The organism is Meiothermus cerbereus (assembly GCF_051297115.1).
GTDB lineage: Bacteria > Deinococcota > Deinococci > Deinococcales > Thermaceae > Meiothermus > Meiothermus cerbereus_A.
Genome location: NZ_JBEVAL010000001.1, coordinates 25,563 through 48,951 on the forward strand (window position 1 = coordinate 25,563; position 23,389 = coordinate 48,951).

Below are 23,389 nucleotides of genomic sequence, written 5' to 3' on the forward strand. Positions count from 1 at the left end.
CCTCCGCTCACAACAGTTTTTGCAGCCACTCGGGGGTAATTTTGAGGAAGAAGCTGTTGAGCTGGGTGTAGGTGCCGGTGAGCAAGAGGATGCCCACCCCAATCAGCACCACCCCAGCCACAATCTCCACCGTATGAGAAAGCCGTGCGGCACGCCTTAGGATGCCCCTGGCCCGCTCGGCAAAGAAGGCCACCAGCAAGAAAGGCACGGCCAGGCCCAGGATGTAGGCCACCAGCAGATGCACCCCCCCGCCGGCGGCAGTGAGGGTAAGGATGCCCCCCAGAATCGGGCCGATGCAGGGGGTCCAGCCCAGCCCCAGCACGATGCCCAGCACAAAAGCCCCCCAGGGCCGGTCGGTGGGGCCCTGGTAGCGCAGGTTCACGCCCCATTTGGGCTTGAGGCCCAGCATGTAAAGCCCCAGCAAAATGAGCACCCCACCCCCCACGCGCCCCAGCAGGTCGCGGTACTCGAAGAGCCAGCCCCCCAGCAGGGTGAAGGGCAGGCCCAGCAGCAAGAAGATGGCTGAAAAGCCCAGCACAAAGAAGACCGCATTGCGCATGGGGCGGCCCTGCTGGCCCCCCAGATACAGCAGGTAGGTGGGCACCAGAGGGAGCACACAGGGCGACAGGAAAGAGAGGAATCCTGCCAGAAAGGCGATGGGGAGGCTCAGGGTCATGGGCTGGACTCGAGGGTTATCCCAACACCGGACAGGTGGTGGGCACTTTGGTATGCTCGGCGTAGGGAATCACGGTGGCTTTGGCAACCTCTTCGCGGGCCCGGGCAGTGGCGCGGAACAGGTCGCGAAGGGCCTGGTTCTGCGCCCGGAAGAACTCATCGAACTGGGGGTTGCCTAAAAAGCCCACCGCATAGGCTTCATCCTTGGCTGGGTCGTACTCGAGGGCCACCGCAGCCAGGGCGTGGGGCGCGGGCCCCCCTTTGACCTCGCCGCCACGGGCCACATCGAAAGCCGAGAGGTGCGCGCAGCAGACCATGCGAGGCCCCCGGTTCCCCTCGGGCTTGTAGTAGCCCATGGCCCCCAGGTTGGGGGCGGCGTAGCTGTAGGAGTGGGGACAGATGCTGGTGTAGGCCACCACGCTTTTGCGGGGGCCCACCCCGCCGGGCCAGCGGTAGTTTTTGCCACCGGGCATCTTTACCTCTACCGGAGGCAGCTCGGTGTCCACATTGACCAGGATGTTGGGCGTAGCCGCAAAGGGATAGGCGAAGACAAAGGGCTCGTGGGGTTTGAGGCTGCTCAGCTTAAAGGGGTTGCCGGCCTTGTCTACCAGCAGGGCTTTTTGAAAGGAAGTAAGGCTGCTCTGGGCCCGGACGAACTCGAGCATCCCCAATGGCGATAGCTTGAGCAGCAGGCCCAGTGAAGTGCCTTTGGCCAACAAATCAAGAAAGTTACGACGATCCATTTACTAACCTCAAGGGAGCTTGATCCAGGGGAAGCGTTTTTGTGTGGCGGGGTCCAGCTCCAATAGTGCCCGGGCCGGCATCTGTACCTTGGGCAGGGTTTTAGCGTTCATCGGCTCGTTGGCCTCGATGACCCCGTTCTGATAGAGAATGTAGGCCACCACCGCATACACTTCGCTGTCGGTCAGGATGCCAGGGGTGGCAAAGGGCATGGCCCGGCGGGTGTAGTCGAAAAGGGTGGTGGCGTACTGCCAGTAGTTCCCGATGGCAAAGTCCACCGGGTCCACCTCTGTGGTGATGGGGAAGGGTTCGGAGACCAGCCGGGTAAAGGCCCCACCCTCGCCGCTCGCGCCGTGGCAGCTGGCGCAGTGGATGGCATAGACCTTCGCGCCCTCGTCCACCGTGCCCTCGCCAGGGGGAAGCCCGACGCCATTGGCCAGGATGGAGGGGCGGATATTCCACTCCTGCACCTCCTGTTCGCTCAGCGGGGTACCGATCTGATAGCGCCCCTGGGCCAGCACCAGGGCCGAAAGGGCCAGGGCCGAAAGGGCTAGATAAAACCACCTGTGCCGCATCAGGACTCACCTCCACAGCCGCCCCGGCCCACTGCGCCGAGCCGGGCGGGGGCTCCAGCCAGGGTCTTGTCGCCGTTGACCACCTTGCCGTCGGCCCCAATCCGCCAGGCCTGAATGGCGTTGTAGTGATAGCGGTTGTTGCGGGCCCACTTGGCGAAAAACTCCTCCTGGGTGGGCTGGGTGTTGCCTTTTTCGTCCCAGGCCCGGCTCATGATGACCGTCTCGCGGCCATCCCAGACCCAGTTGTACTTGAAGCGCACCACCGAGAGCGCATCGGGGGCGGGCTCGAGGCTGGCCTGCTTCCAGGTTTTGCCCCCATCCAGCGAAATTTCTACCCGCCGGATGCGCCCGTGGCCGCTCCAGGCCAGGCCGCGAATCTCGTGGAAGCCCCGCTGAATCTGTTGCAACCCCGAAGGATAGGTGATGATGGACTCCGGATCCATCACCCAGGTAAAGGCGTAGATCTTGCCGTCGGCCATGACGTCGGTGTATTCCGAGGTCTCGTCCTTGCTCATGACCGGGGTGTCGGTGACCTCGATGCGGCGCAGCCATTTGACCTGGATGCTTCCCTCCCAGCCCGGCACCACCAGGCGCACCGGGTAGCCCTGCTCGGGCCGGATGGCCTCGCCGTTCTGGGCGTAGGCCACCAGCACATCCTCCAGGGCTTTCTCCAGCGGCAAGCTGCGGATATAGGCCGCGGCATCCTGCCCCTCGGGAATCAGCCAGCGGGCGCCTTCTTTGAGGCCGGCCTCCTTCAGCAGAATCGAGAGGGGCACCCCCGTCCAGGAAGAGTTCGAGACCAGGCCCCGGCTGCGGGTGGCGGTCAGGGTCATGTCGGGGGGGTTGCGGTAGCCGTTTTGCCCGTTGCCCGCGCACTCGATGAAGTAGGTGCGGGTTACCGAGGGTAGACGCTTGAGGTCTTGCAGGGTGAACATCAAGGGCCGCTCGACCATCCCATGAATCACCAGCCGGTAGTCGGCGGGGTTCACATTGGGCACCCCACCGTGATGCCGCTCGAAGTGCAGCGAGCTGGGGGTAATGATGCCCTCGAGCTTCTCCAATGGGGTGAAGTCGGCGCCGGTGTGGCGGCTGCGCAGGTTGGGGGAGATATAGCGAATAACGTCCTTTTCGAACTCGCTGCGCTCGCCGTACTCGCGCAGGGTGGTACCCAGCACCTTCATGGTGTCGGTCGCGCCTGGGGGAATTTTGCTCTGGGCCAGGCCGCCGGAGAGCTTGACGAAGGCTCCGGCAGCCGCACCTTTACTTAAGAGTTGCAACAGTTTACGACGGTTCATCCGGTGTTTTCTCCTATGTGGGGGTGGGACGGTGCTCGCCCCACCCCGGCTCCCAGGCTCAGGCGCCTGGGCCAAACATGTCGCCCCACAGGCCCCTGGCCCATTCAAAAGCCAGCGCCCCGTTGGGCCTGGTGCGGTTGTTGTCTACAGTGGCTTGCTGACGCACCTGGCGGGCGGCCTCGTCCCAGTTGTGCTTGTGCGAGACCCAGATGGCTTCCTCGCTGCTTACAAAGCTGTAGCAGATGTTGTCGGGTAGTGGATTGGCGATCTCGTCCAGGCGCTTGCCGGTAATGCGCTGGGCGATGTGGTCGGCAATGATTTTGCCGTCGTTGTAGGCCACCTGTCCGCTCTTTGGGTAGGGCACATTGCCGATGACGTCGCCAATGATGTAGACCCGGTCGTCCCGCTCGGAGAGGAAGGTGGGCAGCCGCACGTTGGCCCAGCGGTCGCCCAGCGTTGCGGTGCGCACAATCTCACCAGCCTTCATGGGCGGGATGATGTTGGCCAGGTCGAACTTGAACTCGCCCAGGGGGGTTTTGACCTCCTTCTTGGCGTAGTCGATGGCCGTCACCTCGGCCTGGGGGATGTACTGGATGTAGTCCTTGTACAGGTCGTTGTAGGCAGCGGTAAAGCCAGGGCCCTTGGAGATGGGGCCGGGGTTGGCATCCAGTACGATCACCTTGCCCTTGATCTGGTTGGTCTTGAGGTAGTAGGCCAGCATGGCCGCCCGCTCATAGGGGCCCGGCGGGCAGCGGTAGGGGGGCTTGGGTATGGCCAGCACCAGGTCGCCGCCCTCAAAGTTGTCGAGCTGGCGTTTGAGGGCGATGTGCTCCCAGGGCTTGAAGCCCACTGGCAGGAACTGCTTCACCTCGCTGTAGCCCTGGATGGCCTCGTACATGTAGTCGATGCCGGGTGAGACCACCAGGTAGTTGTAGAAGATGATGCCGCTGGTGGTGCGCACGTAGCGGCCGGCCCGGTTGACCTCGATGGCCCGCTCGTTGACGATGGTGACCCCGGCCTTGGCCACGTTGGCGTAGTCGAAGACGATAAAGTCGAGGTCTTTTACCCCACCCAGGTACAGGTTGCTCATGGGGCAGGACATGAAGGCGGGGTTTTTCTCGATCAGCACAACCTCGATGTTGGGGTTTTTGCGGCGCAGATGGCGGGCCGTGCTCACCCCCCCCCAGCCCCCACCGATAATGACCACCCGGTTGCCCCTGGCCGGCCCCAGGACGCTGCTGGGCTTGCTAAAAAACTCCTGGGCAAACGCGCTGCTGGCTGCCGCCGTACCTGCGACCGCACCCGCCTTGAGAACCTTACGACGTGTTACCTTGCTCATGCTTCCTCCCGTGACCCGAGCCACCCCGGAGGGTGCTCCCCCGGCAACTTTCGTGTGCTTGGGCTTGTCCTAAAGTTTATCAGATTTTATCCAAGCCCACGAAAGCCATGGTGGTTTGATACCCTACTGCCGGGGGCGGTAGGGCTGGCCGCCCACCCCTTCCAGAATCTGGCTCATCACCCGCCGGGCTTCTTGCAGCATGCCCATGGTTTTCTGGTTCTGCGCCACCCCTGGCATGATGCCCATCAGCATGGGTTCAATGGCCCCTATAAGCACGCCACCGGGCATGGGCGCCACAAAGAAGCGGCAAGGGGCAGCAAAGCCACCGGCAGGCTGGGCCATAAACATCTCGTAGGCCCATTCGCTCTTGCAGGGCTGGATGCCCACCACCTCGCCCATCTTGACCGCGGGCAGCACGTTGAGGCCGGCGTTGCCTAGCTCGCTTTCGATCAGGAGGGTCAGTTCGTCCACATCGCCCCCCTCGACCCAGTACATCAGGGCCGGCATCATACCGGAGCTGGGGTCGGGCATCATGGCCGGGGCCACCTTGCGGGGCAGCCCCAGGCTGGCGATCACCGCTTTGAGCCTGGCCCCCAGCAGGCGGCTCTTGGTGTTTTTGACCCCCAGCATGCCAAACATCAGATCGGGGTCGAAGGTTCCCACCGTGACCACCCCGGGCCGGGCGGCGTGCAGGTAGATGGTGGGCGGCAGGATAATGGCGGTCAACACGCTTTCCTGCACGGCTGCCAGCACCCCGGCCTCGGGCTCCAGCACCATCAGCAGGTAGTCGGGGAAGTCGGCCTTGAAGTTTTTGACCTGCCCACCCAGGTTCAGGGTACGGGCGACTTTGAGCCCCTGGGCGTTTACGGCAGCCTCGACCCGGGCCTGGGCATCGGCTATGCTGACCCCGCGCAAGGTGGTTTCCAGTGACTGGGCCAGGGCCGATAGCGACAACATAAAACCCAACAACAACATCCACTTGATCTTCATATGCCTCCTCTATGGTCTTTGTACCGGCAGGCCCAGCTCGAGCCAGGCCCGAAAACCCCCGTTCAGGTTTTTGACCTCGCGGTAGCCCAGGGCCCGCAGATACGCCGCCGCCACCGCGCTGACGTGGCCGGTTCCGCAGTACACCAGGATGGGCCGATCCTTCGCCTTGGGTAGCTCGCTCAGGCGGTCGGGGAGCTGGCTGATGTGAATATGGGCCGAGCCAGGCAGGAAGCCCCTCGAGCGCTCCTCGGCGGTGCGAACGTCCAGGATAAATGGCTCGAAGACCTCCACAAAATCCTTGGCCTCGGCGGCGTAGAGCAGGTAGCTGGCGGGGTTGATCTTCTTGAGGAAGCTCCCCATCTGTAATAAGGCGCCAGGGGTCATCTCCTGGGCCAGCCCAAAGCTGCCCAGCAGCACCAGCAGGATCCAACCTCTACGCATAGACACCTCCTCTACAAATCCGTCCCTTTGCCAAATCCGGCGCGGCGTGGTTTAGCGGGTGAAACCGGGCATTTCGGTGAACTTGTTCTTGCCCTTGGTGGCCTCGGCCAGCATGTAGATGGAGAGCGCGATGTAGGGCTCGGAATAAAGCTCGGGTGCGGCGATGCCCACCGACTCGTAGCAGAAGGCGATGCGGTCTTGCAGGGTGAAGAGCTTGTCGGCCTCGAAGCGGTAGGCCGGCCACTCGTTGGACAGGCCCTGGCGTGGGCTTCGTACCGGCGAGAGCCGCACCTTGCCCCCGGCGTAGCTATCGTGGCAGATGGCGCAGTTCATATCGCGGTCGCCCGCCCGGTGGAACCACAGCTCACGCCCGATGTTGTACATGGCGATTTCCTGCGAGGTTTTGGGAACCACGTTGATGGGCATCTCGCTGGACTTGGAGGCCACGTAAGCGGTCAGGGCCTTTACATCGTCGCGTTTGATTTCTTCGGGTCTGAAGCCCTGCAGCCGCACCATGCAGCTCACGATGCGGGTCTCGAGGTCTTCCACCCGCCTTGTGTCGGCAAAGTAGCGCGGTAGCTGGGTCAGGGCACCCTCGAGCTTCCCCGGCCCTAAGCCAAAGTCACAGGCCTCGAGGCTCACATTCTTGGGGCCTCGCTTTTTGGTAAAAAGCTCTTCACCCTGGGCGGCATACAGCTCGCCGGGCAAAATGCCAGCGGTCTGGCGGAACAGCTCCCGCTGCCGCTCGGCTTCCTTGTAGGGGTCTACTTCTTGTTGCTGGGTAAGGGCAATACTCAGGCCCAACCCCAGCGCCAACAAAAATCCGATCCACAGGCTGCGGTTGCGCATGGCATCACCTCTTGGCATTGACCGGCGAGGCCGGCTCGAGCAGGAAAGCGGTTACGTGGGCGGTTTCTTCCGGGGTCAGAATGCCGTGATGACCGGCCCGGTACATCAGCGAGCAGGGCATGGTGGCCCAGGCGTTGTAGATTTTTTCGTAGGTGTATTTGACCACCGCCTCGCTGGTGCCGCGGGCCCCATACCCCACCAGGCCCGGCCCCATGTTCCCCGCCCCGGCCTCTTTGGGGTCACCGGTGTGGCAGGCGTAGCAGTTGCCCTTGCGGGGGTTGGTGAAAAGGGCCTCGCCCTGTTTCCAGTCGCCCATCAGCTTGCCATTGGCGGGGTACTTGATCAGCTTTTTCTGCCGCTCCAGAAATGCCGGCACCAGCTCTGCTGGAATCTTGTCGCGGTACTGCGAGCACAGGGCCTGGTCGGGGTCTTGCTTCATGGTTTCAGCAAACTTGCTACCGCCGTTCTGGATGGCCTGCTGCACGCGCTGCTGAAAAGGGCTTTGCTGCGAAAGGGTAAGCCCCGCCAGCAGCATGACCAAAAGTCCTAACACGTATCTTTTCTTCACTTCTTCTCCTCCTGGTTATCCGGGCAACACATAGCGTTGGTCCAGCACCCGCATGCTGGGACGCGGGGGGATGTTTACGGTTTTGACCTGTTTGAGGTACAGGGCGATCAGGTCGTAGATGGGGCGAGGGGTGTATTTTTCCACCAGGGTGCCGCTGCGCTGAAGGCGCCCCCCAAAAGAGGCCAGGGTGTACTCCCGGTTGGGGTCCAGGCGACGGCCTTTGATGGCCACGTTGCGGATGCGCTGGCCGGTAGGGGCATTCACCGCCAGGTCGTAGGAAAGCCCAAAAACCCGGCTCATGTCGCCCCCTTGCTGGTAGAAGGGGTCGGGGTTGAAGGTGTTGGCCGCCACATCCTCCAGTACGGCCTGTAGGCGCTCGCCCTTGAGCTTGAACACGTAGACCTCGGGGTAGGTAAAGCCGGTGTAGGCCAGGATTTTATCCATGGTGATGGGCTGGCCCGGCAGAATGGCCGTACCCCAGCGGGTACCCGTGCTAAAGGCCACCTCCACCTCCGGGTAGGCGGCCTGAACCGCTCTGCCGGCCAGCTCATCCAGGGTGGAGTAGGTGGAGTCGCGCTTGTACAGCAGGGTTTCGGTAACGCCCAGCACCTGATCGAGGTAGTCCAGGTGGGGGGCATACGCCTCGCGGATGAAGGCCTCGAGCCCGGGGTCGGGCTTGATCAGGTGGGTGGCTACCGGCAGGGTCTTGGCCCGGATGCCGGCAATCCCCCCCTTCTTGAGCTGCAAGTCCACCCGCACCACCGCCTTGCCCGAGGAACCTCCAGCCACCAGCCAGGTGTTGCCCACCCGAATGGGGGCGGGGGTAAAGTCGTGGGTGTGCCCGGTAAGAATCAGATCGAGGCCCTTGATCCGCCCGGCCAGGGCCAGATCCAGCGGCACGCCGTTGTGCGAGAGCAGCACCACCGCGTCCACGCCTTTGCCCCGCAGTTCGTCCACATACTTCTGTAGCTCGTGTTCTCGCACGCCAAAGGAGAGCCCTTCGGAGAACTCCTCGGGGTGTGAGACCTTTACATAGGGGAAGGTGGAGCCGATGATGCCCAGCGTGTAGCCCCCGATTTGGTGGATGGCGTAGGGTTCGTAGATGGGGTCGCCAAAGAGGTCGTCCACAATGTTGAAGCTGACGATCTGGGCCTGCAACTGCTTCACCAGCTCCTCTACCCGCGCGCGGCCCAGGGTGTACTCCCAGTGGAAGACCATGTGGTCGAAGCCCACCCGGTTCATCCAGTCCACCACCACCTGCCCCCTGGTCAAAAGCGAGATGCCGGAGTTGGTCCAGGTATCGCCGCCATCCAGCACCAGGGTGCGCTTTTCCCCTGCCTGGGCTTTTTGCTGCTTGATGAGCGCGCCAATATAAGCCCCGCCACCCATCGGCCCAAAGCGCTGAGCCAAAGCCACAAAGTCTACCGAGGAAAAGGCATAGGCTTCCAGGCTACCCCGTCGGATACCGTAGTAGCGCAAAAAGGCCTCGCCGGTTAGGTATCCGGGCTTGCCTTCCAGGGCCTTGGCGGCCAGCAGGTTGGGCGGCTCCATAAAGTAGTGGGGCCGCAGCTGGGCATGCAGGTCGGTGTTGAAGAGCAGGGTGACGTTGCCGAAGGGGGGCAGGTCGTAGAGGGCCTCGGGGCGCTCCATGGCCTGGGCAAAGGCTTTGGGGGAGGTAATACCCAAGGCCAGCAAGAGTTGTACCAGTTCACGTCGGGTCATTACACCTCCATTTCCCAGGCATGCGCCCGCCAGGGAACACACTGCGGCTAAGGCAACTAGCGCTTAAGCGCCGGTTTGGTGTTGAAGTCCGAGGCCGGGTCGAGCAGGTAGGCCACCACGTCGGCTATCTCCTCGGGTTTAAGCAAACCATTATGCCCGAAGCGGTACATCACCGTGCAGGGGAAGTAGGCCCAGGTGTTGTAGATCACCTCGTAGGTATATTTCTGAACCGCTTCGGAAGTGCCGCGCTGGCCGTACTTCTCCAGGCTTGGCCCCACATTCCCCCCAATGTTGAGAGGGGAGCCCACATGGCAGGAGAAGCAGTTGCCTCGAGCCAGGGTGTTGTAGATGGCTTCGCCTTTTTTCCAGTCGCCCATCAGCCTGCCGTTGGCCGGATACTTGATGGTCTTGCGTTGCTCTTCGATAAAACCACCCAGAACCTCTGGGGGTAGCCTGTTCCGATAGCGGGAGCACAGCGCCTGATCGGCGGCCTGCTTGAGCAGAACGTCGGAGTAGTTTTTGCCCCCTGCCAGTATAAGTTGCTGTAGCTCAGGAGTGATGTAGGGCTGGCCGGTCTGAGCGCTAACCGAAACCAAGAGCACGAACAGTATGGGTAGATAGAAGTGCCGCACAACCCCCTCCTTAGCGAATGAAACCTGGCAGATCCATCTTGCTACCACGGGCCTGTACGTTCATGAAGAGCGTTAGGGCGATGATGGGTTCGGAGTAGAAGTCGGGGGCTGGCATTCCCAGAACGGTGTAACAGGCTCGGATACGATCCGCCATGGTCCAGGCCTGGTCGTTGGAGTAGCGGAAGGCCGGCCAATGGCTGGCCACACGCTTATCCTTGAGCAGGTCGCTATAGGGCAGCACCCCGGCCCGGCGGCCCACGTACGAAACGTGGCAGGTTGCACAGCTCATATCCCGTGGGCCTGCCCGCAGGTAAAAGAGCTTTTCGCCCAGTTCATAGAGCCGCTTTTCCTGGGGCATTACTGGGGTGATGGTGATGGGTTGCTCGTTGGAAAGCGAGGCCAGGTAGAAAGCGATAGCCACCACTTCACTGCGCTTAATTTCCTCTGGCTTGAAACCCTGGATCCGAATCATGCAGGAACGGATGCGCGAGTCGAGGTCTTCCACCCGCCTTGTGTCAAAGAAGTAGCGGGGCAGCCGCCCCACCACCCCCTCGAGCTTCCCCGGCCCCCGGCCAAAGTCGCAGGCCTCGAGGCTGGCCTGCTTAGGCCCCCGCTTGGCCTTGAATAGCTGCTCTCCTTGTGCAACAAACAGATCGCTGGGCAGCACCCCCCCACTTTGCTCCAGGAGCTGCTTCTTTTGTTTTTCGGCCTCCTTGACCGGATCGTCCTCTTCCTGGGCCAGCACCAGCAGGCTAAAAAGGGCTAGAACTACCGTTCCTACCAGACGCCAGAAGCGACCCATCTGAACCTCCTAGGCCAGGGTCAGGTCTGCGGTTCTTTCGCCGGTTTGGCCGTTCAGGTCTTTGCAGGTGACTTTAACCTGCCCTGCTTTGGTGGCCCTCATCTTGAAGGCGAACAGGGGGTTGGCACTGGTGCCGGGGCCGGGCTTGACCTGGGCGATGGGCTGCCCATCCATCGTCACAACGACATCATTGATGTAGTTGGCAGGGATTAGATTCCCGCTGGCATCCCGACGGGTGCCGGGCTCCATAGGGTGCTGCACGACGATCTGTACCCGAACTTCTTCACCAGCCTTGGGTTTAGCTGGGGTGAAACGAATCAAAATGTTAATCGCCATGGTATGCCTCCTTAACCGCAACCGCCTACCGTGACCCGCACCGCCTGCGAGGCCAGCAAGAACCTGCCATCTTTGGTCTCGACCACTGCCCGTACCGGGGCTGTTTCGGCTACCCGCACGCGGGTTGCGTAGTAGGGTAGAACCCCGTTAAGGATTACCGTAAAGAGCAAGGGGTTGGCGTTTTTGTCGCAGAAGCAGTGGATGGCCTTGACCTGATCGGCGGGCAGGCTGGCCTCGATCTCCACCGGTACGTTGGCGCCCGACTCGGCGATGGTGGGGGCCACCAACTTGACCTGTTGTGAGACGGTTAGATCCCTGAAGCCCTTGCCCAGAACCTGCCTAAGGCCTTTCTCGAGGTTGGCGATATCCTCGCCCTCGAGGCCACCCTGGGCCAGCGCCGAAGTCAGTTGGTTGGCCAGCAGGGTTCCGGCAACCGCACCTGCTGATGCCTTTATAAAAGTTCTTCTATTCACAACCTTCACCTCCCACTTTCGCACAGATCTGCCGCAGTTCGCTCAGAAACTGTGCACGGGTGCGGCTACCAAATAGCCGGCCCGCCTCTTTCCACGTACCCCCCTGGGGTACGAGGAAGACAAAACTTGGTGTGCCAAAAGCCCGCATTTGCGCGCTGAGGGCGCGTCCTTCGGGGCTATGGCCGTCCACGCTGGCTACCACAAAGCGGCGCTCGAGGATCCTCGAGACCACCGGGTCGGAAAGAACATGGGTGTTCATCTGGTCGCAATAAGGACAGGCCCCACTCCAGAAATAGACCATCAGGATGCGCCCATGTGCCTGGGCGTATTGACTGGCCTGGGCATAGGGATACCAGCGGTCAAAATCCACCTCCTGGGCGTTAACCGGCAGTAAGGCCGCGATGATTGATAATAATATGTACCGCATAACAAACCTTAACTTATCGATTACCTATTAATACTACCTGGGGGTATGTGCGTCAACTCCTGGTCAAAACACCACTGCTTCCAAAAAACAGCGGTCAGAGCGCTAAATGCTTTTAGAACGCATTATCTTAAACTTTATTCCATTTAGATATAGCTCCCATTACTATTTTTCCAGTACTTCGGTCGGGTGCTGCGGGCCATGAGCTGGCGCGTTGTGCCAAGCAAGGCGCTTTGAAGCAGCAACTCCCAGTACGACCCAAAACGCCTTTTTGTAAGCAAAAAAAGCACAATTTCCAACCAATCGTTTTCCTTGCTTGTCGGCCTGTGCCAATCGTGTAACCCAGCCCCTTGTGCATTAAAGGAGCTTGCTATTTAATTCATAGCAGAATACCCTCTACTGGTATCGAAACATGGGAGGACACATGAAGCGCTGGTGGGCAACTCTACTTTTGTTCGCAATGGGCCTGGCTGTTTCTCCGGGGCAGGTGGCACCCGATTTTCGGCTGCGCGACGTGTCCGGCAAGGTGTACACCCTGGCCAGTTTCAAGGGTAAGCCGGTGGTGATTACCTTCTGGGCCAGTTGGTGCCCCATCTGCCGGGCCGAATTCCCCAAGCTGCATCGGCTTGCCCAGGAGTACCAGGTGCCCTTTGTGGTGATTAGCCGCGAGCCGCGCGACACCGATCAGGTGGTGCGGGATTACATGAAAAACTACGCGAAATTTATACCCCTGCTGGCCTTGCCTGGGGGCGACAACCCCGTAGCCGTAGCCAACCGCTACAGGGTGCTGGGCCAGCCCTGGACTTTTGTGCTCGATGGTGAGGGCAGGGTGGTGAACGTTTATGCCGGTAAGGTGGAGGTAGAGTCGCTCAAGGACGACCTGGCCCTGGCGGGCTACCAGTAAGCTTGTAGCAGCCAGCTCGAGGTAACGCAGGGGCCGATTGCTGCTTGGCTGCTACAACGCAAAAAAATAGCCGCAAAGGCCCTGGGGTGGCTGTGCGGCTGTTGAATGGTGAAGGAAGCTAGTGTAGGGTGCGTTCCTTGTCCATGAGGGCGGCCAGGTTGAACACGATGTCTTTGGACAGACGGTCGAATTCGGTATCGAGCATGGCCTGAGCGGCCTCCACCCCCCGCATGCGGAGGGTCTGGAGTACCCGCGCAGCATACAGGTGGAAGGTGCGGTGTGTTTCGCGCAGGGCTGCAAACTCGGGGTGCAGGGCCAGGGTGCTGCGAGCGGCTTGACCATAAAGCCACTGACCCAGCTGGCACTGGTTGTCCTGCATGATGACGCCGATGTCCAGCTCTTCGTTGGAGCGGCCCAGAATAGAGTCCTCGAGCCGCTTGCGCCAGGCCAGGTGGGCATTGATGACCGCTTGCACATCCAGACCCATGAAGTGCTGCTCGGCTGCGTCTAACTTAGGGGCTTCCGCGGGTTGTTTGCGGCCCCAGCTGCGGAGCCATTCGAATAGGTTCATATGTAGCATGGTATGGGCAATTTGTGTATTAGTTGTGGAAAATGTTGCTTGGCAACACGTTAGAGCGCTCTTCATAGTCCTTGAGCCCCTCACCAACATTACTACTGCGTCCTGCACAGCACAGTTGCCTCCTGGGTGGGAGGTCATGCCTGTGAAGAGTGCGATATGCAAAAAAACAACGCCCAAAATGGGCGTATCGAGATCAATTCTGGTGTATAGAAAAAGCGCGTTATTCGCCGTGTTTATCCATGTAGCACCCTGGGCAGGCTCTGCCACAAGATAAAAATCCCCATCACCACCAAAAACCCGGCAAAGCCGCGCCGCAGGGCAAGTTGGGGAATGGAGGCGGCCAGGCGACCCCCAAACAGGCTACCCGCAATGCCCAGCGCCGCGAAGATCAGCACGATGTCCCAGTGCACGGTGTAGCCCTGCTCGGGCAGCAGGTGCAGGTATTTGTAAAAGCCGCTGGCCGACTTCATGGCCACAATGAGCAGGCTGGTGCCCACCGCCAGGTGCATGGGCAGCCCGCCCAACAAAACCAGGGCCGGAACAATGAGAAAGCCCCCGCCCACCCCCACCAGGCCGGTCAGGGCGCCCACCACCAGGCCATCCAGAACAATCTTGAGGTAGGAGCGCTTGGGTGCGGTCGCCTCGAGCCTGGGCGGGCGGAACATCATATAGGCGGCCACCAGCATGACCACCGCAAACAGCCCCAGCTGCCAGACCCCCGGCACCCACTGGGAGAGGTAGGCCCCCAGGTAGGTGCCGGCCATGCCCGGCAGGCCAAAAAACAGCACATTGCGCCAGTCGATCAGGCCCTTTAGGGCGTAGGGCAGAGCCCCCACTAAGGCGATCAGGCCCACGATGGCCAGCGACTCGGCGATGGCCAGCTTGTCGGGTTCCCCCACCAGATAGACCAGGATGGGCACGGTGAGAATGGAGCCCCCCGAGCCCAGCATCCCCAGGGCCAGACCGATTAGAATCGCGCCCATCCAGGCTAGGAGCATGGGGCCTCCGTGGGATTGAAGGGTGTTTCTGCAGTTGGAGTGGAGCGCTCGAGCGGGTATCCCTGGGCCCTATACCCCTGGATGCCCCCCACCAGCTTGCCCACCTCGAAGCCCTCGTACCCCAGCACCTCCGCAGCCAGCCCCGCCCGGCTGCCCGTCGCGCAAATGGTTACGATAGGGCTTTTTAGGGCTTGGGGTGCGTCCAGGAGTTGCTCGAGCGGAAGGTTGAGCGAACCCGGAATGTGGCCGCCGGCAAACTCCTCTGGCGAGCGAACGTCCAGCAGCATCGCACCGCGCTTTTGCCAGAGGAAAAGCTCGTTGGGGAAAACGTCGTACATCACTTCACCGGGAGTTTGTGTCTCTTCCAGGCCTCAATACCGCCCGCCAGATTGTAGACCTTATAGCCCTTGGCGGCCAGAAAGCGGGCGGCCTGGGCACTGCGGCTGCCGCTACGGCACTGGCAGATGATCTCTTTATCCTTGGGCAGTTTCTCCCATTCGCTGGCCAGTTTGTCAAGGGGCAGGGCCTGCGAGCCGGGAATTTTGCCCTCCTGGCGCTCCGGTGGGGTGCGGACGTCCAGGATAATGGCCCCGGACTTGGCCTTTTCGTGGGCCTCGGCAGGGCTGAGGCGGCCCACTGCCGCCCCACCACCCAGCAGATTTTTGAGCCAGCCGATCAACGCTCTACCTCGAAACCTGCGCTCATCCAGCCGTAGGTGCCGCCCTCGAGGTTGCCCACCTTTTCTTTGGCGAAGCCATGCCCCACCAGGTATTCAGAAGCCTGGGACGAGCGGCCTCCCGAGGCGCAGACCACCACCAGCTTGCGGTCTTTGGGCAGCTTACCCACCTCGCTCACAAAGCGTCCCAGGGGGATATTGACTGCGCCGGGCACGTGCCCCATGGCGTACTCGTAGGGCTCGCGCACATCCACCACATAGGCCCCCTCCCGAATCCACTGCTGGGCTTGGTGGGGGGTGAGCTCGGTGAAGGCGGTGTCCTGGTAGGTTACTTCCAGAGGCTCTGTATCCAGCGGCAGCCCGGCCTGGTACCAGGCCATAATGCCCCCGTCGAGGTTGAGCAGGTTGGTGTACCCCTTGGCCGAGAGCCAGGCTGCGGCCTGGGCGCTGCGGTTGCCGCTGCGGCAGTACAGCACCACCGGCTGATCCTTGGGGATTTCGCCGATGCGCCCGGCAAACTCGGACAGGGGAATCAGGGCGGCGCCTTCGATGCGCACCTGGGCAAACTCCTCGGGTTCGCGCACATCTACGAACAGGGTTTTTTGCGCTTGCAGGTTGCGGGCCTCTTGGGGGCTGATGTCTTTGTATGGAGCAGTGAGCATGGGTGTCCTCCTTGGATTAAACGGGGCTTGCACAGGGAATGCCAGCTTCGCACCAGGCTTTGATGCCGCCCTCGAGGTGCCAGACCTTGGGGTGGCCCAGTTTTTGCAGGATTTGGCGGGCTTCCTGCGAACGGTTGCCGCTGCGGCAGTACAGCAATACGGGCTGTTCGCGCTCGAGGTAGAGGGGGGCCAGGGTCTCGAGCCTCGATAGCGGCAGGCGCAAAGCCCCTGGCAGAAGACCCTCGGCCCATTCTTCGGGCTCGCGGACGTCCACTACCAAAAAGCGTTCCAGGGTTTGATAGGCGGTTTTGACAGGTAGATTCATGGTGCTTGGTTTGTAGGGGAGCCCCCAGCCTCGGCCAGGGGCCCGATACGAGGGTGTCTCGATTACGCGCTTACCAGATCGCGGGCCGGGCCTTTTTCCGTTGGGAAGCCCTCCTGCTGCCAGGCCCGGATGCCGCCGGTCAGGTTGATCAGGTTGGTAAAGCCTGCGCCCATCAGCGCGCTGATGGCGGTGGAGGAGCGGTCGCCGCCCAGGCAGTGCACCACCACCGGCTTGTCTTTGGGGATACGGTTCAGGTTGTTCATCACCCGTCCGGCGTGGATGTTCTGGGCGCCGGGGATGTGAGCGGCCTGGTACTCGTCGGCCCCGCGCACGTCCAGGATGGCCGCCTCGCCCTTTTCCCACAGGGCCTTGGCCTGGGCTGCGGTGATCTGAGGAACCGTCTCGAGCTCGCCCTGCACGTAGCCCTCGAGGCCCGGGATATACCCCACCACCCGGTCCAGCCCGATGCGGATGAGCTGCTTGACCAGCTCACCCACCCGCTCAGGGCTGGCCAGCAGGATCAGGTCGCGGTCGTAGGGCAGGAGCCAGCCGGCCCAGGTGCTGAAGCTCTTGCCTGCCGGGATGTTGATGGCCCCCTTGAGGTGCCCTCCGGCAAAGGCCAGCTTGTCGCGGGTGTCTACCAGCAAAGCCCCTTGCTTGAGCTGCCGCTCAAACTGTTCGGGGGTGAAGAGGTGGGGTTCGCGCAGGTCGCCCAGGAGGGGCATCCCGTCGCGGTTGAGCCGCTTCATCTGGGCGAAGTAGTAGGGGGCTTCGGGCTGGCCCGAGAGCAGGGCCTTCACGAAGCCTTCTTCGTCGCCCGTACGCAGGTAGTCGGCCCACCAGGCAAAGCGGCGCTCGTAGCCCACGGTGGTGCTGGCAACCGCCCCCAGCCCCTTGCCGCAGGCGCTACCCGCCCCGTGGCCCGGCCAGACCTGCACGTAATCGGGCAGGGTGAGGAATTTTTCCTTGAGGCTCTTGAACATGCGCCGGGCGCCGGGTTCGGCAGTGCCCAGGATGCCGGCGGCCTCTTCCAGCAGGTCGGGGCGGCCAATATCGCCCACAAACACAAAGTCGCCGGTCAGGAAGAAACCCGGCTCGCTGGCGGCTGCGCCGTCCTGCACCAGAAAGCTGATGTGCTCGGGGGTGTGGCCGGGGGTATGCACCACCGTGAGGGTGATGTTGCCCAGCTTGATCTGGTCGCCGTCGCGCACCAGTTGATAGTCGAAGCCCTCGAGGCCCTTGTACTTCCAGTTTTCGTCGCCCTCGTCGCTCAGGTAAAGCTTGGCTCCGGTGGCTTTGGCCAGCTCGCGGGCGCCCGAGAGGTAGTCGGCGTGGATGTGGGTCTCGGTGATGGCCACAATCTTCATGCCGTTCTTCTGGGCTTCGTCCAGGTAGACCTGGATATCGCGCCGGGGGTCTACCACCACCGCGGTACCTGCCGACTGACAACCGATGAAGTAGCTGCCTTGAGCCAGTCCTTCCTCGTAGATTTGCTTGAAGAGCATGCGCTAACCTCCTGACCCTCAGGGTATATCCCCAGGGGGTATTTTGTCAAATACCCTGAGGGGATATGAGGTACTCCGGCAACACAACCCCGAGCAGCTTGCTGGAATGCTGCGGGTGTGGGGCTTTGCGAAAAGCCACCTTGCCGGGCCGTGGGGCAGACAGCCATGTGTGGGGAAAGGTCCAACCAATGCCAATCTGAGGGATGCAAACTGCGGGTCGCCCTGAGTATACCACCGCTTCAGTGGCAGGCTCCGGAGGACTCAGGCACGGCTTTCGGGGGCCGTGCGTTGCTCAGCGGTGAGGGTTCACAACCAGGCAAGAGGGTCTTTGTGCTGGGCCGGTGTAGCAGGTGTTTATGTATAAGCGAAACGGTATACTGCAGTGATTCTTACTTATGCGTCTAAACCCTCGGTACTTGGTGGTATTTTGCGTGGTGGCCGAACTCAGAAGTTTGAGCCGCGCTGCCGAAGTGTTGCACCTGAGCCAGCCCGCGGTCAGCAAAACCCTCAAGGCCCTCGAGGACGCGGTGCGGCAGCCCCTCTACGAGCGCACCCCCCAGGGCATCACCCTGACCGAAGCCGGCAAAGCCCTGCTGCCCTATGCCTGTGCCGTCAACCGCAGCCTGGCCCAGGCCACCCGCTTTATCGAGGAGAAGCGGCACCAGCGCATCCCCAGCCTCGAGGTGGGTCTGGCCTGGAGCCTGATTCCGCGCTACCAGGCCCCCCTGCTTTCCTGGATCCAAACCCAGCAAGCCCGCTGCGAGCTACACCTGGTGAACGGCACCACCCTGGAGCTCATCGAACAGGTTTACCAGCGCGACCTGGACGCAGCGCTGGTGCTGGGTGGAACCGATGCCCTTCCTGAGCCGCTTGTGGCTCAGCGCCTAACCAGTGAGGAGGTGGTGCTGGTGGTGGCGCCCTCACATCCCTGGGCCGGGCTAGGGGGTGTGGCTTTGGGGCAGCTCGAGGGCATGACGCTGCTGGTGCCCCAGCGCAACTCGCGCCTGCGGCTGCGCCTGGAGCAGTTTTTGGAACGCCACGGCATCGTACCGGCGCGCTTGCTGGAGTGTGGCAGCCTGTATGGGGTCAAGGCCGCCGCCGCTGCCGGGCTGGGGGTGGGCCTGTCCAGCCGCTCATTTGTAGGGCCTGAGCTCGAGGCCGGCCTTCTGCGGCTGCTTTTCATCGAAGACCAGGGTTTTTCCCTGGGCGTGCACTGGGTTTCCTACCCCGAGACTTCGGTCGAGTTTGCCTCGCGTGAACTGCTGGGGCTGCTGTGGCGCAGCCTGAGCAGCCCCCAGGGGCTGGCCAGGGTGTAGAAGGCTTTATCCTGGCCAGCAGTTGTTTAGGTGAATAACCCGGCCTCCGGTATGCTTGTGGGCATGAAGATCACTACCATTGTGCTGGACTCGGTGGGGCTGGGCTACCTGCCCGACGCCGTGCAGTTTGGCGATGAAGGGGCCGATACCCTCGACCACACCGTGCTCAAGACCGGAATTGAGCTGCCCCACTTAGCGGCGCTGGGGTTGGGCCATGTGCCCGGCGTACATACCCTTCCTCAGGTAGCAGCGCCCAGGGGTGCGTTTGGGCGAATGGTGGAGGTCAACCCCGGCAAAGATACCTCCACCGGCCACTGGGAGTTTGTGGGCATCCAGCTTGAGCATCCTTTTCGGGTTTTTCCACAGGGTTATCCACAGGACTTCCTGGCCGAATACTGCCGACGCATTGGGGTGGGGGGCTACCTGCTCAACCAGCCCTACTCGGGCACCGAGGCCATCCGCGACTATGGCGACGAGCACCTGCGCACCGGCTTTCCCATCGTCTACACCTCGGCAGACTCGGTTTTCCAGGTGGCGGCCCATATCGGCAAGGTGCCCCTGGAAACCCTCTACCACTGGTGCCAGGTGGCGCGGGAGATGCTGGTGGGGCCCCTGGCCTGCGCCCGGGTGATCGCCCGCCCCTTCGAGGGCGCGCCCGGACAGTACTACCGGCGCGAAGACCTGCGCAAGGACTTTGCCCTCGAGCCCCCCCACAACGTGCTGGACGAGCTAAAGGCCGCCGGGCTGGAGGTGGTGGGGGTGGGCAAGATTCCCGACATCTACGCCCATAGGGGCTTTAGCCGCGAGGTCAAGGCGGGCAGCAACGCCGAGGGGCTCCAGCGCACCCTGGAGCTCATGCACCAGGACTTCTCCGGCCTGATCTTTACCAACCTGGTGGACTTCGACGCCAGGTTTGGTCACCGTCGCAATCCCCAAGGCTACGCCCAAGCGCTCCTTGATTTCGATGCCCGGCTGCCCGAACTGCTGGCCGCGCTGGGCCCGGACGACTATCTGTTCATCGTCTCCGACCACGGCAACGACCCCACCTACCGCGGCACCGACCACACCCGCGAGTACGGAATGCTCCTGGTAGCGGGGCCGGGGATGGCCGGGCGGAACCTGGGCACCCGCGCCACCTTTGCCGATCTGGCTAAAAGCTGGGCCAAAGCTTTTGGGCTGGGCTGGGCCGGGCCTGGAACCAGCGTTTTTTAGGCGTTCCCCCGCACTTCCTCCCAGGTGTAGCGCCGCGTGATGGCGCCGTTCTCGAAGACCGTCTGCAGGATGCTCTGGGGGTGGGGCTGGGCGGCCTCCAAGGGCAGCTCCACCGTGCGGATGCCGCGCTCGTCTTTGATCACGTCCAGGCGGCCTTTTTTGGAGAGCTTGCTGGGGTCGTCTACCGGGCTTTTGCCCACCCCGTAGGTCTCGCCCTCTACCGTGACCAGGTGCAGCTTCTGGGCGAACTTCTGGGTGTCGCGGTGGGGGTGCTGCAAGAGGGCCCCGCCCATGCCGAAGGCCACGTTGGAGGCGCTGTAGCCCCACTGCTCGAGCAAAAACAGCACCTTGCGGATGGTATCGGCGTTCACCCCGTCGCCCTGGATGACCCGCACCCCCTGGAGCACCTTGTAGCCCTTCTGGTTGACGGTGGCGCCGAACCTGGCCTCGAGGGTCTGCACCGTGCGCAGCACCACAAAAGGCGGGTCGCCTGAGTCGGGCCGGATGACCACGGTGGCCCCCGAGTTTTGTATCAGCTCGCGCAGTTCCTCGCCGATAATCTGACCCACGGCGTGCTCGCGGTTGTAGGAGTCAATCACCATGGCCAAGAGCGCCCCCGGCTTGCCGTAGGTCTCGATCATCTGGCGGTAGGCCTGGGCCTCGCCCTCGCGGCCAAAGCTGGTTACGGTGCTGTGTTCCATGGCCGGAATGGAGTAGCCGGCCATCTCGGCCCCGTAGTAGTTGCGGGCATAGACCAGGGCGGTGACGGTGTCGGTGCCCTGGAAGTTGACCAGGTGGGCCATTCCCCCCAGCCCGGCGCTCTCTAAGCTGCTCACCCCCCGCGCGCCAAAGTCGTGCAGCTTGAAGGGCAGCTCGGCCTCGGGGTCGTCGGCGGTTTTCTCCAGGTACTCTTTGATGGTGTTGCGGATGTTCCAGGAGATGGTGCAGACCGTGGTGGGATACCAGACCGCGCGCAGCAGGGCGGTCTCGAGCCAGCCCGGCAGCCAGGGCACTTGGGGGTCGGTGCTCTCGATGATGACCAGGGGGTTGTGCACGGGCACTACCGTCCCTTCCGGCACCGCCCGGATGCGTACCGGCAGCCGCCCCCCTAAGTCCTGGGCGATGTGGCGCCAGCCCTCGTAGGGGAAGGGCAGGCCGTGGGCTTGGAAGACCTCCTGGGCCTCCTCCACCTCGCGCATGCCAACCCCTTTGCTCAGGTACTCGATCAGGAAGGCCTGCAGGCCGAAGAAGCGCACAAAGTTGGAGTCGCCGCCCCGGCTTTCGATGTACCAGCTGGCGTAGGTCATGCCCTTGGGGAACTGGGCGAAGTGGCTGGCCTTGTAGCTGTCGGTGTTAAGGATCAGGTTGTGGGGGTTGAGGGTTTTCACGAAGGCTCCTTTCCTTGGAATAGCGCGGGCTGGTGCGGCGCACGCCCCAAAAACCAACAAATCTGTTGATAGTGATCTTCAAAGAAGCGATCCTGGTGGCGCTCGAGCCCGGCCAGGGGCAGCCAGAAGGCCCTGGAAGCGTCGTCCTGCCCCTCTACCGCTGGGGGTGGGGTATCGTCCAGGTCGAAGAAGTGGCCCAGGCTAATCACCCTTCCGCGCAGGCTGCGGCCAGGGTAGTCGAAGGCCTGGGTGGCCTTGAGGTGCTGGGCTCCCAGGGCCAGGCCGGTCTCCTCGCGCAACTCGCGCAGGGCGGCTTGCAGCAGGGTTTCTCTAAGCTCCACATAGCCCCCCGGCAAGGCCCAGGCCCCTTTGCCCAGCGACCCCCCGCGTTCGACCAGCAGCACCTGCTGCTGGGCCAGCACCACTGCGTCGCTGGCCACGTGGAGGAGGGGATAGGGGTAGCGTGAATCGAGCGCGCGGTAATGCTGGATGGTTTTCCACTCCTGCTGCAAGCGGCCATAGCTGGGCGTGCGGGCAAACTGCTCCATAAACTGCCGCACCGCACCCGGAACCATAGCTTTCCACTTGCTGCTGCCGGCAAAGTAGCTGTTTCGCACATCGGTAGCGTTGATCTGGCTTACCACACCGCTGGGCTCAAAGGGCCAGCCGCCAAAGCCGTGCAGGTAGTAGCTGCTTTCGTCCTTGTGGTAGCCGGTGATATAGATCTCGGCCTCCGGGCCGGTAAGGGCCTCCACGGCAGCCCGTACGGTGCGAAACCAGCGGGGGTCGTCGTAGTAGTCGTCGGCGATGGGGACAAAGTGAAGCCCGCTGGCCTCGCCCAGGCTTTCCCGGATCATGGCCTCCCGCTCTTTGGCGCTGAAGGGGTTCTTGGGGGTGGGGTAACAGAAGGCGCTGCCCAGTACCACAATTAGCCGATCGAAGCGCTCCAGGGCGCGGGTGATGGTCTCGAGGTGGGCCCGGTGGGGTGGCTGGAAGCGCCCGATGAATACCGCGGTTTTCATGTTGCCCTCCGGAAGCGGTAGAGTTCGGCGGGTCGGCCTAGGCCACGCTCGAGCTTGCCGGTGGGCTCGAGCATTCCCGAGGCCAGCATCCTGCGCCGGAAAGAGTCTTTGTTGAGCTTTTTTTGCAGGATGGTCTCGTGTACAGCCTGCAGCTGGCGTAGGGTGAACTCCTCTGGCAGCAGTTCAAAACCGATGGGGGTGTACTCGAGCTTTCCCCGAATGCGCCTTAGAGCCACCCCCAGAATCTCGGCGTGGTCGAAGGCCAGGGAGTACTTTTTGTGCCGGTTGTCAAAAATTTCCACGCCACTTTCGCCTTCTGGCAGGCGCAGCTTGAACAGTGCGATCTCCTCGCCCACCTCGCGGATGTGGTTGGCTTCTACCAGGGCGTAATAGGCCACGCTGATGACCCGCATCCGAGGGTCGCGGCCAGGGTCGCCAAAGGTGTAGAGCTGCTCGAGGTAGATGGGGTGCCTGTGAGGCCCTTCTCGCTCCATCCCCACCGCGCTTTCTAGACCGGCCTTTTGCCGCAACACCCGCGCCGCCGCCTCATCGAGCGACTCCTGGGCCTGCACAAAACCGCCGGGCAGGCTCCAGTAGTTGAGGTAGGGGTGTTCCTTGCGCTTGACCAGAAGGGCCTCCAGCTGCCCTTCGCGCAGGGTCAGGATAACCACATCCACCGTTAGCGAGGGCCGGTCAAAGGCATTTGGATCGTAGTTGTTTGGGAGGTGGCGCTCTTCCATGCTGTGCCGATTCAAACAGGCCCCCTTCTGCAGCAAACTTATATGCAATAAGCATATATGCAATATGTAGCTAAATCAAGGTGTTGACGCATTCATGCACATTTGTAAAACTTTTTAAGGCTAAATGTTCATAAATTCAGAAACAAAATGCAATACTGCCGGGGAATATAGTGTTGATTTTTGCAGACTTGTGGTAATG

28 protein-coding genes are annotated in these 23,389 nt (G+C 62.1%); 3 read left to right on the plus strand and 25 right to left on the minus strand.

Annotated elements, in window-relative coordinates; genetic code table 11:
- Positions 1-7 precede the first annotated feature (7 nt).
- The 15 genes from ABWU19_RS00165 to ABWU19_RS00235 all read right to left on the minus strand — a co-directional run bounded on the left by ABWU19_RS00165 (position 8) and on the right by ABWU19_RS00235 (position 11,865).
- A complete protein-coding gene (locus ABWU19_RS00165) occupies positions 8-676 on the minus strand; it encodes a cytochrome c biogenesis CcdA family protein (RefSeq protein ID WP_435899778.1) in 669 nt (222 codons plus the stop codon).
- Between the two features lie 16 nt (positions 677-692).
- Positions 693-1,418, minus strand: coding sequence for a Rieske (2Fe-2S) protein (locus ABWU19_RS00170; protein WP_435899779.1), 726 nt, complete (start codon positions 1,416-1,418; stop codon positions 693-695).
- Between the two features lie 9 nt (positions 1,419-1,427).
- On the minus strand, positions 1,428-1,991 hold the full coding sequence (locus ABWU19_RS00175; protein WP_435899780.1) for a c-type cytochrome: 564 nt from the start codon (positions 1,989-1,991) through the stop codon (positions 1,428-1,430).
- A complete protein-coding gene (soxC, locus tag ABWU19_RS00180; RefSeq protein WP_435899781.1) occupies positions 1,991-3,286 on the minus strand; it encodes a sulfite dehydrogenase in 1,296 nt (431 codons plus the stop codon). Before soxC ends, ABWU19_RS00175 begins: the two co-directional genes overlap by 1 nt.
- A 58-nt stretch (positions 3,287-3,344) precedes the next feature.
- Positions 3,345-4,625, minus strand: a complete 1,281-nt coding sequence (locus ABWU19_RS00185; protein WP_435899782.1) for an FAD-dependent oxidoreductase — start codon at positions 4,623-4,625, stop codon at positions 3,345-3,347.
- 123 nt (positions 4,626-4,748) lie between these two features.
- A complete protein-coding gene (locus ABWU19_RS00190) occupies positions 4,749-5,615 on the minus strand; it encodes a translation initiation factor 2 (protein WP_435899783.1) in 867 nt (288 codons plus the stop codon).
- Between the two features lie 9 nt (positions 5,616-5,624).
- Positions 5,625-6,056, minus strand: coding sequence for a rhodanese-like domain-containing protein (locus ABWU19_RS00195; RefSeq protein ID WP_435899784.1), 432 nt, complete (start codon positions 6,054-6,056; stop codon positions 5,625-5,627).
- Between the two features lie 51 nt (positions 6,057-6,107).
- The gene (gene soxA, locus ABWU19_RS00200) at positions 6,108-6,905 is read right to left on the minus strand and encodes a sulfur oxidation c-type cytochrome SoxA (protein ID WP_435899785.1); all 798 of its coding nucleotides are present in this window, start codon (positions 6,903-6,905) and stop codon (positions 6,108-6,110) included.
- 4 nt (positions 6,906-6,909) lie between these two features.
- On the minus strand, positions 6,910-7,440 hold the full coding sequence (gene soxX, locus ABWU19_RS00205; RefSeq protein ID WP_435899871.1) for a sulfur oxidation c-type cytochrome SoxX: 531 nt from the start codon (positions 7,438-7,440) through the stop codon (positions 6,910-6,912).
- 48 nt (positions 7,441-7,488) lie between these two features.
- The gene (soxB, locus tag ABWU19_RS00210; RefSeq protein ID WP_435899786.1) at positions 7,489-9,195 is read right to left on the minus strand and encodes a thiosulfohydrolase SoxB; all 1,707 of its coding nucleotides are present in this window, start codon (positions 9,193-9,195) and stop codon (positions 7,489-7,491) included.
- Positions 9,196-9,251: 56 nt separating this feature from the next.
- Positions 9,252-9,827 carry a sulfur oxidation c-type cytochrome SoxX gene (soxX, locus tag ABWU19_RS00215; protein WP_435899787.1) on the minus strand — a complete coding sequence of 192 codons (576 nt, stop codon included), beginning with the start codon at positions 9,825-9,827 and terminating at the stop codon, positions 9,252-9,254.
- Positions 9,828-9,837: 10 nt separating this feature from the next.
- Positions 9,838-10,629: a sulfur oxidation c-type cytochrome SoxA gene (gene soxA, locus ABWU19_RS00220; RefSeq protein ID WP_435899788.1), complete on the minus strand. Its 792-nt coding sequence runs from the start codon at positions 10,627-10,629 to the stop codon at positions 9,838-9,840.
- A 9-nt stretch (positions 10,630-10,638) separates the two neighbouring features.
- Positions 10,639-10,965: a thiosulfate oxidation carrier complex protein SoxZ gene (gene soxZ, locus ABWU19_RS00225; protein ID WP_435899789.1), complete on the minus strand. Its 327-nt coding sequence runs from the start codon at positions 10,963-10,965 to the stop codon at positions 10,639-10,641.
- Positions 10,966-10,976: 11 nt separating this feature from the next.
- On the minus strand, positions 10,977-11,438 hold the full coding sequence (gene soxY, locus ABWU19_RS00230) for a thiosulfate oxidation carrier protein SoxY (RefSeq protein WP_435899790.1): 462 nt from the start codon (positions 11,436-11,438) through the stop codon (positions 10,977-10,979).
- Positions 11,431-11,865, minus strand: a complete 435-nt coding sequence (locus tag ABWU19_RS00235; protein WP_435899791.1) for a thioredoxin family protein — start codon at positions 11,863-11,865, stop codon at positions 11,431-11,433. The genes soxY and ABWU19_RS00235 overlap by 8 nt, the downstream gene beginning before the upstream one ends.
- 421 nt (positions 11,866-12,286) lie before the next feature.
- Here ABWU19_RS00235 and ABWU19_RS00240 point away from each other — a divergent pair, with 421 nt between their 5' ends.
- Positions 12,287-12,766, plus strand: coding sequence for a TlpA family protein disulfide reductase (locus tag ABWU19_RS00240; protein ID WP_435899792.1), 480 nt, complete (start codon positions 12,287-12,289; stop codon positions 12,764-12,766).
- Between the two features lie 118 nt (positions 12,767-12,884).
- On the opposite strand, the gene ABWU19_RS00245 is transcribed toward ABWU19_RS00240, so the two are convergent.
- The 7 genes from ABWU19_RS00245 to ABWU19_RS00275 all read right to left on the minus strand — a co-directional run bounded on the left by ABWU19_RS00245 (position 12,885) and on the right by ABWU19_RS00275 (position 17,512).
- The gene (locus tag ABWU19_RS00245) at positions 12,885-13,337 is read right to left on the minus strand and encodes a CZB domain-containing protein (protein ID WP_435899793.1); all 453 of its coding nucleotides are present in this window, start codon (positions 13,335-13,337) and stop codon (positions 12,885-12,887) included.
- A 242-nt stretch (positions 13,338-13,579) separates the two neighbouring features.
- Positions 13,580-14,344: a sulfite exporter TauE/SafE family protein gene (locus ABWU19_RS00250; RefSeq protein ID WP_435899794.1), complete on the minus strand. Its 765-nt coding sequence runs from the start codon at positions 14,342-14,344 to the stop codon at positions 13,580-13,582.
- Positions 14,335-14,682: a rhodanese-like domain-containing protein gene (locus tag ABWU19_RS00255; RefSeq protein WP_435899795.1), complete on the minus strand. Its 348-nt coding sequence runs from the start codon at positions 14,680-14,682 to the stop codon at positions 14,335-14,337. The genes ABWU19_RS00250 and ABWU19_RS00255 overlap by 10 nt, the downstream gene beginning before the upstream one ends.
- Positions 14,682-15,023, minus strand: a complete 342-nt coding sequence (locus ABWU19_RS00260) for a rhodanese-like domain-containing protein (protein ID WP_435899796.1) — start codon at positions 15,021-15,023, stop codon at positions 14,682-14,684. The genes ABWU19_RS00255 and ABWU19_RS00260 overlap by 1 nt, the downstream gene beginning before the upstream one ends.
- Positions 15,020-15,682, minus strand: a complete 663-nt coding sequence (locus ABWU19_RS00265) for a rhodanese-like domain-containing protein (RefSeq protein WP_435899797.1) — start codon at positions 15,680-15,682, stop codon at positions 15,020-15,022. The genes ABWU19_RS00260 and ABWU19_RS00265 overlap by 4 nt, the downstream gene beginning before the upstream one ends.
- 16 nt (positions 15,683-15,698) lie before the next feature.
- On the minus strand, positions 15,699-16,007 hold the full coding sequence (locus tag ABWU19_RS00270; RefSeq protein WP_435899798.1) for a rhodanese-like domain-containing protein: 309 nt from the start codon (positions 16,005-16,007) through the stop codon (positions 15,699-15,701).
- A gap of 62 nt (positions 16,008-16,069) precedes the next feature.
- Entirely contained in the window at positions 16,070-17,512 is a 1,443-nt protein-coding gene (locus tag ABWU19_RS00275; protein ID WP_435899799.1) for an MBL fold metallo-hydrolase, read from the minus strand.
- 395 nt (positions 17,513-17,907) lie between these two features.
- Between ABWU19_RS00275 and ABWU19_RS00280 the strand changes: the two genes are divergently transcribed.
- Both ABWU19_RS00280 and ABWU19_RS00285 read left to right on the plus strand, forming a co-directional pair.
- Complete coding sequence (locus tag ABWU19_RS00280) at positions 17,908-18,828, plus strand: LysR family transcriptional regulator (protein WP_435899800.1); 921 nt, start codon at positions 17,908-17,910, stop codon at positions 18,826-18,828.
- Between the two features lie 63 nt (positions 18,829-18,891).
- Positions 18,892-20,040 carry a phosphopentomutase gene (locus tag ABWU19_RS00285; protein WP_435899801.1) on the plus strand — a complete coding sequence of 383 codons (1,149 nt, stop codon included), beginning with the start codon at positions 18,892-18,894 and terminating at the stop codon, positions 20,038-20,040.
- Here ABWU19_RS00285 and ABWU19_RS00290 read toward each other — a convergent pair.
- The 3 genes from ABWU19_RS00290 to ABWU19_RS00300 are packed head-to-tail and all read right to left on the minus strand — an operon-like array spanning position 20,037 to position 23,190.
- On the minus strand, positions 20,037-21,428 hold the full coding sequence (locus tag ABWU19_RS00290) for a nicotinate phosphoribosyltransferase (protein ID WP_435899802.1): 1,392 nt from the start codon (positions 21,426-21,428) through the stop codon (positions 20,037-20,039). The two genes, ABWU19_RS00285 and ABWU19_RS00290, sit on opposite strands and share 4 nt — an antisense overlap.
- Positions 21,425-22,450 carry a bifunctional nicotinamide-nucleotide adenylyltransferase/Nudix hydroxylase gene (locus ABWU19_RS00295; RefSeq protein WP_435899803.1) on the minus strand — a complete coding sequence of 342 codons (1,026 nt, stop codon included), beginning with the start codon at positions 22,448-22,450 and terminating at the stop codon, positions 21,425-21,427. The genes ABWU19_RS00290 and ABWU19_RS00295 overlap by 4 nt, the downstream gene beginning before the upstream one ends.
- Positions 22,447-23,190, minus strand: a complete 744-nt coding sequence (locus tag ABWU19_RS00300; protein ID WP_435899804.1) for an NUDIX hydrolase — start codon at positions 23,188-23,190, stop codon at positions 22,447-22,449. Before ABWU19_RS00300 ends, ABWU19_RS00295 begins: the two co-directional genes overlap by 4 nt.
- Positions 23,191-23,389 lie beyond the last annotated feature (199 nt).